Here is a 12,470-nt window from a genome sequence, read left to right on the forward strand (position 1 = left end):
CTTGCGCAGCAGCGGCCTACACCTGCGCCAGCGCCTGTTCCAGATCCGCGATCAGGTCGTCGATATGCTCGATACCGATCGACAGGCGAACGGTCTCTTCGCGCACGCCGGCCTTTTGCAGCTCTTCGGGATTCAACTGGCGATGCGTGGTGGACGCCGGATGAGTCGCCAGCGACTTGGAATCGCCGATGTTGACCAGCCGCGTGAACAGCTGCAACGCGTCCTGGAAGCGCGCGCCCGCGTCACGCCCGCCCTTCACGCCGAACGTGAACAGGCCCGGCACCTTGCCACCCATGTATTTCTGGGCCAGCGCGTGGTCGGGATGGTCCGGCAGGCCGGCGTAATTGACCCACTCCACCTTCGGATGTTCGCGCAGGAAATTGGCCACCTTGACGGCGTTCTCGACAATGCGGTCCACGCGCAGCGCCAGCGTCTCGATGCCTTGCAGGATCTGGAACGAGTTGAACGGCGAAATCGCCGCGCCGGTATTGCGCAGCGGCACGACGCGCGCGCGGCCGATGTAGGCGGCCGGCCCGAACGCCTCGGTGTAGACCACGCCGTGGTAGCTCACGTCCGGTTCGTTCAGGCGCGCAAAGCGGGCCTTGTGCTCGGCCCACGGGAACTTGCCCGAGTCGATGATGGCGCCGCCCAGGCTGGTGCCGTGGCCGCCCAGGTACTTGGTCAGCGATTGCACCACGATGTCCGCGCCGTGTTCGATGGGGCGCAGCAGGTACGGCGACGGCACGGTGTTATCCACGATCAGCGGCAGTCCGTGGCGGTGCGCCAGCTCGGCCAGCGCGGCGATGTCGGTGATGTTGCCCAGCGGGTTGCCGACCGACTCGGCGAAGATGGCCTTGGTGTTCTCGTCGATCTGCGCTTCGAACGCGGCCAGGTCGCTGGGGTTGGCGAAGCGCGTCGTGATGCCGTATTGCGGCAAGGTGTGCGCGAACAGGTTGTAGGTGCCGCCGTACAGCGTGCTGGACGACACGATGTTGTCGCCCGCCTGCGCGATGGTCATGATGGCGTAGGTGACAGCGGCCTGCCCCGACGCCAGCGCGAGCGCCGCGATGCCGCCTTCCAGCGCGGCCACGCGCTGCTCCAGCACGTCGGTGGTGGGGTTCATGATGCGGGTATAGATATTGCCCGGCACCTTCAGATCGAACAGGTCCGCGCCATGCTGCGTGTTGTCGAACGCGTAGGCCACGGTTTGATAGATCGGCACGGCCACGGCGCGCGTCGTCGGGTCGGGACGATAACCGCCATGCACCGCCACGGTTTCCAAACGCCAATTCGGTTTCTTCGGTTCAGTCATGTGTCTCTCCTGTTTATCGATGGTTCGATGTTGCTTGTTATCAATGCCGAAGGGCCAGTGCCCGTAACCATACTTCACGCGGGGCGCGTATCAGCGCATATTCTTCGCTGCCGCTGCCTTGATCAGCGCCTTGAACGCCCGCTCGTCAATGGCTTCGCCTTCATGGATGTCGATGGCGCGCCGGGCGTTGCCGTCCAGGCTGGCGTTGAACAGTCGCGCCGGGTCCTCAAGCGCTGCGCCCTTCATGAACGTGAGTTTGACGGCGCTCTTGTAGGTTTCTCCCGTACACAGGATGCCGCCGCGTTCCCACACCGGCACGCCGCGCCACTTCCATGTTTCCAGCACATCGGGCAGCGCCTCCTTGATCAAAGCGCGAACGCGGGCAAGCGTCGCGCCGCGCCAATCGCCTAACTCTCGGATGCGTGCATCGATTCTGTCGGACGCGGTCGGTTCCGCGCCGCTTGGAACTGCCGTTGTCATCGCCATGCCACTTCCCCTCTCATACCCGACGGCCCTCACCCCGCGCGCGAATCCAGCGCGGTGCGATTCAGGAAACGGTCGAAGGCGCTCAGGTAGGCGACTTCTACTGTGGTCAGCTTGCGTTGCTTGTGCCACGTCAGGAACACGTCGATCTCGGCAACCGATTCGGCGGGTGGCAGCCGCCGCAGATCGCCGCTCATGACATCCTGGCGGATCAGGTGTTCGGGCAGGAAGCTCAGGCCGATGCCGGCCACCACCATGCGCCGTATCTCTTCGATATTGGGCGAGGTGCCCACGATGCGTCCCGTAAAACCCTGCTGATCCCGAAAGATGGTCAAGGGTGACAGCGTATCGCCGATCTGGTCGCTGGCAAAGCACACGAAGTTCTGGTCCATCAGGTCTTCGAGGCTGACGCGCGGCTTGGTGAACAGCGGGTGATGGCGGCCGCAGACCACCGCGTAGTGGTGCCGCAGGAACAAGCGGCGCTCCAGCGCCTCGACCGGCTTGCGGCACAGGCAGATGCCCAGCGCGGGCACGCGCTTGGCCAGGGCGTCCAGGATCGCCGCGCTGGGCAGCACGTCCACGTGGAATTCGATCTTGGGATAGCGCCGATGAAATTGCGCCAGGAAGTCGTCGTAGGCCGGGCTTTGCACCTTGCTCATGACCAGCAGCCGCAACGTGCCGGCGATTTCCGCGCGGTCCTGGGTGGCGGCGTTTTCAATGCGCGCCATCGTGCCGTACATGTCGCGCGCAATCGCGTAGATCTCGTCGCCCAGGCCGGTCAGGCGGAACTCGCCATTGCGCCGATGCAGCAGCAGGCCGCCCACCGCCTCTTCCAGCCGCTTGAGCGCCTGGCTGACCGCCGGCTGGCTCAGGTGCAGCGCCTGCGCCGCGCGGCCCACGCCGCGTTCCTGCACGACGAACATGAAGGTGCGCAAGAGATTCCAGTCCATGCGTTCGGGCGCGAGCGGCTGTGACGGCGGAGTGCGGGCAGGCGGTTGGGGCATGGCGGACAGGGTCGTAAAAAAGGGCCGGGGGAAAATCCACGCCGGCCCTGCCGCTGACCCCGCGCGTCAGACGCCGGCCAGACCCGCGAAGAAGCGCGATGCGTTGGATTCCAAACCGTCGATATAGTAGCCGCCTTCCTGCACGATCAGCGTGGGCAGGCGCAGCGCGCCGACCTCGCCGCCCAGGCGCTCGAAACCGTCTTCGGTCACGCTCACCATGGCTTGCGGATCTTTCTCGAAAATGTCGAAACCCAGGGACAGGACCAGCGCGTCGGGCTGGAACAGTTCGATGGCGCGGCGCGCCTGCGCCAGGCGCTCGAAGAACACGGATTCCGGGGAACCATGCGGCATCGGCAGGTTGATGTTGTAGCCGTAGCCCTCGCCCGCGCCGCGCTCGTCCTCGAAGCCCGCGACCACGGGGTAGAAGTTTTCCGGATCGCCATGGATCGACACGTACAGCACGTCGCTGCGTTCGTAGAAAATTTCCTGGATGCCCTGGCCGTGGTGCATGTCGGTGTCCAGGATCGCCACGCGCGGGAATCGGGAAGTCAGCCGCTGCGCCGCGATTGCCGCATTGTTCAGGTAGCAGAAGCCCCCCGCTGCGTCGCGTCGCGCGTGATGGCCGGGCGGACGGCAGATGGCGTAGGCGTGGCGGTCGCCGGCCAGCAGCGCTTCGGCGCCCGCCACCGCGCATTGCGCCGACCAGTAGGCCGATTGCCAGGTCTGCGGGCCGACCGGGCAACTGCCGTCGGCCAGGTAGCGCCCGGCCTTGGCCAGCACCCCGCGCAGCGCGTTGGGTTCGCGCACGAAGACGTTCGACACCACCTCGCCGCCCCAATCGCCCGGCAGCTTCATCCAGTCATCGTGGGCATCCTGCAAGAAACGCAGATAGTCCAGCGAGTGCACCGCCGCCAACGCGCCCGCGCCATGATCGGCCGGCGCCTGCACGTCAAAGCCCAGCTTGTGCGCCGCCTGCACCAGCCCGTCCAGTCGCGCCGGCACTTCTTGCGGCGTGCGCATCTTGCCGCGCGAAAAATAAGTCTGGGGATGATGCAGCTTCTGGTCGTCGTGAAAAAATGCCTTCATGCTTGCTGATCCTTCAGTTGAAATTGTTCAGTGCGCTGGCCGACATTGCCCAGCAGCAGGACGGACACCAGGGAAAGCAACGAAATCGCCGAGAACAGCAGCGCCAACGGCCACCACTGGCCCTTGAAATTCTCGGCCAGCACCGTGCCCAGCAGCGGCGTCAGGCCGCCGAAGATGGCGCCGGACAACTGATACGCCATCGAAATGCCGGTGTAGCGGATGCGGGTCGGAAAGCTGTCGCTGACATAGCCCGCGATGACGGCGTAGTAAGCGCCCATGAAGAGTACCGCCACGCCCACGCCCAGCGTAATACTGGTAAGCGAGCCCTGGTCGACCAGGTTGAACATCGCGTAGGGCGTGAAGATCGAGGCGAACGCCATGGCGCCCAGAAAGCGCAGGTTGCCCACGCGGCTGGCGATATAGGCCGACAGCGGCGTGATGAAGAACTGCATGATGGACACCACCAGCAGGCAGTCCAGGATGACCGCGCGGTTCAGGCCCACGTACTGTGTGGTGTACGCGATCATGAACGTGTTGGTGAAGTAAAAGCCCGCGATGCCCAGCACGTTGGCGCCGACGGCCAGCGCCAGCAAGCCGGGTGCGCCGCGCAGCACCTGCGACAGCGGCGCCTGCGCGGGCTTGGCGACACGACGCGTGGCGTCGGCTTTGTCACGCGCAGCCTGCGCGGCCTGCTCCGCGATGAAGTCGGGCGATTCGTTCACGCTCAGGCGGATCACGAAGCCCACCGCCAGCAACACCGCCGAGAACAGGAACGGCACGCGCCAGCCCCAACTGAGAAACGCCTCGTCATCCAGGCCGGTGACCAGCTTGAACATCAGCATCGACAGGATCAGGCCGGCCGGGCTGCCCAACTGCGCGAACGAAGCAAAGAAGGTGCGTTTGCTTTTGTCCGGCGAATGCTCGCCAGCCATCAACACCGCCCCGCCCCATTCCCCGCCCACCGCGATGCCTTGCACAATGCGCAGCAGGATCAGCAGCACGGGGGCCCAGACGCCGATGGATGCGTGCGTGGGCAACAGGCCGATCAACACGGTGACCGTGCCCATCATCACCAAGGTGATCACCAGCGATTTCTTGCGGCCGATTTTGTCCCCGATATGGCCGAAGATCGCACCGCCCAGCGGCCGCGCGAAAAAGCCGACCGCAAAGGTGCCGAAGGCGGCCAAGGTGCCATAAAAGCCCGTGGCCGATGGAAAGAACAATTTTCCGAACACCAGCGCGGCGGCGGTGGCGTAGATGTAGAAGTCGTACCACTCGATCATGGTGCCGACGAAAGCGGCGGTAGACGCACGCACCGGCTGGTGCCCCGTCGCGGAATTTCCCCTCATGGCTTATCTCTCTTAGGTGGTTGAGGTCGATCAGGCCATCGTTATAGCCCTCGACCCACCATAAGAAAAATTCTTATTTCTTATCTTCCGAATTACTTTGCCTAATGAGTAGAAACCCTTAAACAGGGCGGTAGCGCAGAGGGTTTGCGCATCAAGCAGCGGGCCGCAGCCACGCCGGCCGTGGCGCGGCGTCCAGCCAGTTCTTGACGATCAGCCCCAGCTCCGTGTCGCCCGATATCCGCAGCCGTCGTTGGAAGAACAAGGTGTCGGCATCGGTGTCGCCGCGCGCCATGCTCAACAGGTCGGCCCACGCCGCGCCCAGTTCCAGATGCGCGGGTGCGCCCGTCCACACCGGACGAAACGCCCCGCCCTGCACAGCGAAGCAGGCGCGCACGCCCAGGTCTTCGACGGTGATGGCGAAACTGCGGCCGTCCAGTTCGGCGGGCGGAGTCAGCCACTTGAAGCGTCGGGCCAGTTCCAGCCCGGCCACCATGTGCAGCGAGGCCAGCGGTGCGGGCACGCGCCGGCCCAGCGCGGCCAGCAGGGATGGCGCTTTTCCAGAACCTGTCATGCCGTGGCCTCCATCAATTCAATGCCTGATCGGCCGTGATAGTAGCCATTGCATCGGCCGATGCCCGCTGGCGGCGTGACCGCGCGGGCGGCGCGGCCATGGCGGATATCATCCAGCGCGGCGATGGCCTCGTGCGTGCCGGCCGATTGCGGGTTGACGCGCAATACGTCCACGCCCATCGCCGCCAGTTCCGTAGCCTGCGCCAGCAGGTCCAGGCACGCGGCGGACTGCACCTGGATGCCGTTGATGCTGAGAAATTCGCGCGATTCTTTCGTGCGCATGTCCAGGCCGTCGGGATGCTCGATGCAGCGAAAGCCGCAATCGTCCTTCTTCAACCGAAAGTGCCGCGCCGTAAAGCAGCGCGCCGAAAACGCCAGCGCCATGCGGCCCCACACCAGCGTTTCGGCCGCCAATCCGTCGGGCCGCTCTTGAAGCAGCCGCGCCAGCGTTTCGCCATCCATTTCCAGCGGCGCGACAAAGCGCACGGCGCCCTGCGACGCCAGCCATTGCAAGGTGCCGCCGTGATAGGCATTCACGTGCGGCCCTGCCACGAACGCCCGCCCGGCCAGATGCCGCACCGCGCCCAGCTCGCCGGCTTCGATCATGAAGTCGTCCTGCGCGCACAGCTTCTTCAAGGCATGTGCTTCGGCGCCTGTTTCGATCAGCGTCCGCCCCGACAGCACCACCGTCTTGCCGGCGGCGCGCAGGTCTTGCGCCAGGTCGCGCCAATCGTCGGCGCGCAGTTCGTGGCGACGGCTACAGACCGTCTCGCCCACGTAAAGAATATCGGCCGGCCCATCGGCCAGCGCGGCGTAGAAGTCCAGCGTGGCGCGCCGAGGCCAGTAATACAGCAGCGGTCCTACAGAGATCTGAAATTGCGTGGGGTTCATTTCCATGGCCGTTCGAATGCGCCTTGCGTGACTTGGGATCCTTCAGCGTGGCGCGCCAATAAGGCGTTCCACTTGGCCAGCGGCGCAAAGCGCGCGGGGTCGGCGTGCGCGCTGTCCAGCGCGGCGCGCAAGGTGGCGACCACCTGGGCCACATAGGCCGGACTGCGCTGACGGCCTTCGATCTTGATCGCCGACACGCCCATTTGCGCCAGACGCGGCAACAGGCCGATGGCGTTCAGGCTGGTGGGTTCCTCCAGCGCGTGATCCGCGCGGCCGTCCACCTCGAAGCGGCCCTTGCACAGCGTCGGGTAGGCGGCCGGTTCGCCGGGTTCGTAGCGGTCGATCAAGATGCCCGACAGGCGTGCATCCATGCGGCCGCCCTCTTCCACCCAGCGCACCGCGTGCGCTGGCGAGCAGACGCCCTTGTTGTTGGGCGAATCGCCCGTGGCGTATGAGGACAGCAGGCAGCGGCCCTCGGCCATGACGCACAGGCTGCCAAAGCCGAAGACTTCAACTTCGACGCTGACGTTGGCGCAGATGCGCGCCACTTCCGACAAGGTCAGCACGCGCGGCAACACCACGCGGCGGATGCCGAATTGTTCCTTCATCAGTTCGATGGCGTCGGCGTGCGTGGCCGAGCCCTGCACGGACAGATGCAGGCGCAGGTCGGGATAGCGGTCGCTGGCGTAGGCCAGCAAGCCCGGGTCGGCCATGATGACCGCATCGGCGCCCAAGGCGTGCGCAGCGTCCACCGCGGCGTGCCATTCCTGCGCCCTGCCCGCCTGCACGAATGTGTTGATGGCGAACAGCACCTGTCGGCCGCGCTGGTGCGCAAGGTCCACGCCCTTGCGTATATCGCCTTCAGAAAAATTCAGCCCGGCGAAGTTGCGGGCGTTGGTGGCGTTGCGCAGGCCGAGATAGACCGTGTCCGCGCCGGCGTCCAGGGCCGCCGTCAGTGCGGCCAGGCTGCCAGCGGGCGCAACCAGTTCCAGGGGTGAGGAAGTCGTTTGCATGCCACGCAGTCTAGGGTTGGACGTGCGCGCGGGCCTTGTCACAGATCAAACGCGAACCGGGATGGATGCAAGCCGGCTATTGCCGCGAGAGATCCCTTGCGTGACAAGACCCTGCCTGGCCGATCCCGCAAGCGGGTCGGCCAGGCAAGCCAGGCTCAAGGCGTGGCGGGTTGCCCGTCAGAGGCGATCTTGCGCACCACGTAACCCATCGGCACCCAGCGGTTCTTGCCGGCTACCATCGACACGGTTTCGGTGGCGGGCATGTTGCTGAACTGGGTGTGGAAGATGACGTTGACGTACTTGCCTTGAGGCAGGTCCACCGGGTCCGTCACGCGCACCACCTGGAGCCATTCGCGGCCGGAATGGCGGCCGACTTCGTTGCGCAACTGGCCCAGGTAGTCCGACCAGCCCTGTTTGTCCACGCGTTTTTTCATGATGTCGCTGCTGGCGCTCCACATCTTGTCCGATGCGCCGTTGTCCGACATCGCCGCCCATTGCTTGGCCGCCGTCACCGCGCCGTCCAGCGAGGGGTCGGCTGCCAGGGCGGGCATGGCCAGCAGCATGGCGCCGCCCAACAAGCCGGCGCGCACGCCGCGAGAGATCAGGTTCGTGTGTTGCATAAGTCCTCACTATGAAAAGAAAAAGCACCGCATGACCCGGGCATGCGGGCGTTCCGGCCAACTGCGCCGGAACGCCCGCGCGCCCTCACCACTGATAGCCCGCGCCGATCACCGCGCCGAACGTGCCGCGCGTGTTGGTGGACCCGGACATTTTGTAGACCCACTTGCCGTTGCCGGACACCGTGGACAAGCCCATCGCAAAGCCTTGCTGCCCGTCGTACGTGCTGCCTGCGATGGAGAACATGCCGCGGCCCGGCGTGTACGCCTGCGCCAGCCCGGCCACCGCCAGCGCCGTCGCGGTGCCGCCCGCCGCATCGCGGCGATAGCGGTCCACGTCGTTGCGCAGGTTGCGGAACTTGCCGTCGGTGTACGCGTTGGACTGCTGCACCGCGTCGTTCAGGCCCGCGTTCAACTGCTGCACGTTGACGGCGTCGGTATTGCTGACGCCATCGGCCACGTTGCTCAGGGTGACGGGCCCGCCGCCATTGCCCAGCGTGACCTTCGAGTAGTCCACCGCGCCCGTGCCCGGCGTGGTGGCGTACTGCACCGAGCCTTGCTTGACCGTGTCCAACTGCTGCACGTTGACCGCGTCCGTCTTCGCCGTACCGGCCGCCACGTTGGTCACCTGGCGTTCCTTGCCCTTGGCGCCGACCGACACGACGTTCTTGCGGCCGTCATCGGTGCTGCCCGCGCCGAGCGCCACCGAGTTGTCGCCCCGCGCCTGCGCGCCGTTGCCCAAGGCGGTGCTGCCGCTGCCCGTGGCCACGGCTCCCGAGCCGCCCGCCGTGGCGTTGGCGCCGGTCGCAGTGGGCGCGGTCTTCGTGCTGGACTGGCTCACCTGGAACATGCCGCTGCCTCCCTGGCTCAGGCCCGTGTTGATCGTGGCGATCTGCTGGTCCGTGTACTGATTGGCCTGCGTCACCGCGCCGTCCAGCTGACGCAGGTTCACCGCATCGGTGGCGTTGCGGCCGTCGGCCACGTTGCTGACGGTGCGCTCGGCGCCGGCCGCGCCCACCGACACCGTGCCCGCCGCCGTGTTGGACACGCCGGTGTACTTGCCGGTGTATGCCGGCACGGCCCCCATGTCGGCCACCGCCCCGGCTCCCAGCGCCACGTCGCCCGCCTTCAGCGCCTGCGCGCTTGCGCCCACGGCCACGCTGTTGTTGCCCGCCGCGCTGGCCGCCGAGCCCAGCGCCGCGCTGCCGTCGCCGGCCGCGCTGGCGGTGGAACCCACTGCCGTGGACTTGGAACCGCTGGCCAGCGACGAGGTCCCCAGTGCAACAGCCGAGTCCAGCGCCGAACGCGCCGACGAACCGATGGCGATGCCGTTGGTCGCGGTGCTGTCCACTTGAGCGGCCAGCCCGATGCCGATCCCCACGTCGCCGTTGACCACGGTTTCCGGGCCGACCGCGATGGCGTCCGTGCCCACGGCCAGCGAGTCCACCTTGGTGCTGTCGGCATGGAAGTACTGCGTGCCGGTCACGGCGACCGAGGCCAGCGCGCCCTGCAACTGGCGCACGGTCACGGCATCCTGCGCCTGCGTGCCGTCGGCCACGTTGATGATCTGCCGCAGCATGCCCGGCGCACCCACCGAGAACGCGCCCGGCGTCACCGCACGCGTGACCGACACCCGGTTTGACACCGAGCCCCGTCCGATGGCCACGCCGCCATCCACCGTCACGTGGGCATCCGCGCCCAGCGCGAGGCTGCCCGCGCCTTCGGCCGTCGCCATATAACCGATGGCGGTCGAACCCGAACCCTTGGCATAGGAATCCGCCTGGACCATGCCGGTGTCGTTGGTGCGCTCGTACCGTACCCCGTGACCGTTGACCGCGGGGTCGTTGGCAGCGGAGAACGTATTGACCACCGTCGTCAGCTTGTCCAGGCTCTGGTTCGTCTCAAACAGCTGCGAGCCGTTCACGGCGTCCCAGCTGGTGCCGCTGAGTACGCCTGCCGCGACGCTGGTGATGACGCTGGGTCCGCCAATGCTGCCGTGCGCCGCCGAGTAGGCGCCAACCCCGTCGTTGGCGGTCGGGTCCCACATCAGCGCGTCGGTGTGAATCTCTCCCAGACGCGTGCTCACCTGCTGCAACTGGCGCAGGTTGACCGCGTCCGTCAACTCGCTGGCGGGCGCGACGTGAGTCAGCTTGCGCAATGCGCCGGCCGATCCCACCGAGACCTCACCCGCCGAATCGACCGTGCCAGCCAGCCCGAAGGCGACATAGGCGGTCTGCGCGCCCACCGACACGACCGAGCCCTGCCCCAACGCCACGTTCGAGCCCGTCAGCCCGGCCGTGATGCTGGCGCCCTGGCCCAACACCGTGGAATTGGCCACGCCGTTGTCGGTGGCCTGGTTGCCCAGCGAGACCGACGACGCGCCCGTCGCCAACGCCCCGAAGCCGCCCGCCGTGCTGTCCGCGCCGGATGCCACCGGTTGCGCGGTGGTCACGCTGGCGTCCGCCACGAAGGGCCCCGACTTGCCGCTGCTGATGTTGGACACGGTCGCATCCAGGCCGACAATCGCCGTGCCCAGGTTCGAGTACGACTTGCCTTGTACCGTGTAGGTCGGCGCGCTGATCGACACCGTGGTCGGGTCGTAGACCGCGCCGCCGCCCAGGCTGGTCGCCAGGCTTGCACCCAGCGAGGCCGCCTGCCCCTTCAGTTGCGCCACGTTCACCGCGTCGGTGGCGTTGCTGCCCGCCGCGACGTTCGTGATCTTGCGTTCCGCGCCGACCGCACCCACCGACACTTCGCCCGCCGAGCTTTGCGCCGACGTCAGGCCGAATGCCGTGTAGCCGGCTTCCGAACCGACCGTGGCCGTCGAGCCCTGGCCCAACGCCACGTTCGAACCGGTCAAGGCCGCCGTGATGGTTGCGCCCTGGCCCAGCACCGTCGAGTTGTCGACGCCGTTGTCGCTGGCCAGGTTGCCGACCACCGTGGATGCCGCGCCTGTCGCCGACGCGCCGAAGCCGCCCGCCGACGCGTCCGCGCCCGAGGCCAGCGCCTGCGCCGTTGTCACGCTGTTATCCGAGACGAACGGGCCACCCTTGCCGCTGTTGATCGTGCTGACCGCCGAATCCAGGCCGCCGATGGCGCTGCTAAGGTTCGAGTACGTATTGCCTTGCACGCCGTAGCTGGGCGCGGTCAGCGTGCCGGTCGCCGGATCGAAGGTCGAACCGCCGCCCAGGTTCGATGCCACGCTTGCGCCCAGGTTGCCGATGCTGCTGGTGGCGGCATTGGCCACGCCGGTCAGTTGCGCCACGTTGACCGCGTCGGTGGACGCGCTGCCTGCGGCAAGATTGGTGATCTTGCGTTCCGCACCCGAACTGCCCAGCGACACTTCGCCGCTGGAGTTCTGCGCGGCCGACAGGCCGATGGCGGTGTAGCTGGTCTCCGCGCCGACCGTTGCCGTCGAGCCTTGACCCAACGCCACGTTCGAACCCGTCAGGCCTGCCGTAATCGTTGCGCCTTGGCCCAGCAACGTCGAGTTGTCGACGCCGTTGTCGCTGGCTTGATTACCCAAGGCCGTAGACGCCGCGCCCATTGCCGACGCGCCGAAGCCGCCCGCTGAGGCATTCGCGCCGGAAGCCACGGCTTGCGTCGTCGTGACGCTGCTGTCCGCGACGTACGCGCCCGACTTGCCGCTGGCAAGACCGGTCACTGCCGAGTCGAGGCCATCGATGGCGCTGCCCAGGTTCGAGTACGTGGCGCCTTGCACGCCGTAGGCCGGTGCGGTGACGGTGCCGGTTGCTGGATCGAATGCCGATCCGCCGCCCAGGTTTGTCGCGACGCTGGCGCCCAATGCGCCGACGCTTGCGGTGGCGGCATTCGACACGCCGGTCAATTGCGCGACGTTGACGGCATCGGTGGACGCGCTGCCTGCGGCAAGATTCGTGATCTTGCGTTCTGCGCCGGATGTGCCCAGCGACACTTCGCCGCTGGAGTTCTGCGCGGTGCTCAGGCCAATTGCCGTGTAGCCGGTCTCCGCGCCGACCGCTGCCGTCGAGCCTTGGCCCAACGCCACGTTAGAACCTGTGAGGCCCGCTGTGATCGTTGCTCCCTGGCCCAGCAAGGTCGAGTTGTCGACACCGTTGTCGGTGGCCTGGTTACCCAAGGCCGTGGATGCTGCACCCGTTGCCGAA

At 66.8% G+C, this 12,470-nt stretch carries 10 protein-coding genes; all 10 read right to left on the bottom strand.

Features of this window, described 5'->3' with window-relative positions; genetic code table 11:
* Positions 1-16: 16 nt before the first annotated feature.
* Positions 17-1,312 (bottom strand): O-acetylhomoserine aminocarboxypropyltransferase/cysteine synthase family protein, encoded by a 1,296-nt coding sequence (locus API01S_RS06565; protein ID WP_006219315.1) that lies wholly within the window; start codon positions 1,310-1,312, stop codon positions 17-19.
* 90 nt (positions 1,313-1,402) lie between these two features.
* Positions 1,403-1,798, bottom strand: coding sequence for a DUF1801 domain-containing protein (locus API01S_RS06570; RefSeq protein WP_061303757.1), 396 nt, complete (start codon positions 1,796-1,798; stop codon positions 1,403-1,405).
* 29 nt (positions 1,799-1,827) lie between these two features.
* A complete protein-coding gene (locus API01S_RS06575; protein WP_006219312.1) occupies positions 1,828-2,745 on the bottom strand; it encodes a LysR family transcriptional regulator in 918 nt (305 codons plus the stop codon).
* Positions 2,746-2,865: 120 nt separating this feature from the next.
* Positions 2,866-3,885: a histone deacetylase family protein gene (locus tag API01S_RS06580; protein ID WP_061303761.1), complete on the bottom strand. Its 1,020-nt coding sequence runs from the start codon at positions 3,883-3,885 to the stop codon at positions 2,866-2,868.
* Entirely contained in the window at positions 3,882-5,234 is a 1,353-nt protein-coding gene (locus API01S_RS06585; protein WP_006219310.1) for an MFS transporter, read from the bottom strand. Before API01S_RS06585 ends, API01S_RS06580 begins: the two co-directional genes overlap by 4 nt.
* Positions 5,235-5,385: 151 nt before the next feature.
* A complete protein-coding gene (gene ubiT, locus API01S_RS06590) occupies positions 5,386-5,805 on the bottom strand; it encodes a ubiquinone anaerobic biosynthesis accessory factor UbiT (RefSeq protein ID WP_061303762.1) in 420 nt (139 codons plus the stop codon).
* Positions 5,802-6,695, bottom strand: coding sequence for a U32 family peptidase (locus API01S_RS06595; protein WP_061303918.1), 894 nt, complete (start codon positions 6,693-6,695; stop codon positions 5,802-5,804). Before API01S_RS06595 ends, ubiT begins: the two co-directional genes overlap by 4 nt.
* On the bottom strand, positions 6,692-7,708 hold the full coding sequence (gene ubiU, locus API01S_RS06600; protein WP_061303764.1) for a ubiquinone anaerobic biosynthesis protein UbiU: 1,017 nt from the start codon (positions 7,706-7,708) through the stop codon (positions 6,692-6,694). Before ubiU ends, API01S_RS06595 begins: the two co-directional genes overlap by 4 nt.
* A gap of 155 nt (positions 7,709-7,863) precedes the next feature.
* The gene (locus API01S_RS06605; protein WP_061303766.1) at positions 7,864-8,328 is read right to left on the bottom strand and encodes a DUF4019 domain-containing protein; all 465 of its coding nucleotides are present in this window, start codon (positions 8,326-8,328) and stop codon (positions 7,864-7,866) included.
* An 85-nt stretch (positions 8,329-8,413) separates the two neighbouring features.
* On the bottom strand, positions 8,414-12,470 hold a 4,057-nt coding region (locus API01S_RS06610), incomplete at its 5' end, for a YadA-like family protein (RefSeq protein WP_156487069.1).

It is taken from the genome of Achromobacter piechaudii NBRC 102461, from assembly GCF_001571245.1.
In the GTDB taxonomy this organism is placed as follows: domain Bacteria; phylum Pseudomonadota; class Gammaproteobacteria; order Burkholderiales; family Burkholderiaceae_B; genus Achromobacter; species Achromobacter piechaudii.

Bases quoted from the DNA above. Each gene is read 5' to 3' on its own strand.
- API01S_RS06565 (WP_006219315.1), bottom strand. From the start codon at position 1,312: ATGACTGAACCGAAGAAACCGAATTGGCGTTTGGAAACCGTGGCGGTG.
- API01S_RS06570 (WP_061303757.1), bottom strand. From the start codon at position 1,798: ATGGCGATGACAACGGCAGTTCCAAGCGGCGCGGAACCGACCGCGTCC.
- API01S_RS06575 (WP_006219312.1), bottom strand. From the start codon at position 2,745: ATGGACTGGAATCTCTTGCGCACCTTCATGTTCGTCGTGCAGGAACGC.
- API01S_RS06580 (WP_061303761.1), bottom strand. From the start codon at position 3,885: ATGAAGGCATTTTTTCACGACGACCAGAAGCTGCATCATCCCCAGACT.
- API01S_RS06585 (WP_006219310.1), bottom strand. From the start codon at position 5,234: ATGAGGGGAAATTCCGCGACGGGGCACCAGCCGGTGCGTGCGTCTACC.
- ubiT (WP_061303762.1), bottom strand. From the start codon at position 5,805: ATGACAGGTTCTGGAAAAGCGCCATCCCTGCTGGCCGCGCTGGGCCGG.
- API01S_RS06595 (WP_061303918.1), bottom strand. From the start codon at position 6,695: ATGAACCCCACGCAATTTCAGATCTCTGTAGGACCGCTGCTGTATTAC.
- ubiU (WP_061303764.1), bottom strand. From the start codon at position 7,708: ATGCAAACGACTTCCTCACCCCTGGAACTGGTTGCGCCCGCTGGCAGC.
- API01S_RS06605 (WP_061303766.1), bottom strand. From the start codon at position 8,328: ATGCAACACACGAACCTGATCTCTCGCGGCGTGCGCGCCGGCTTGTTG.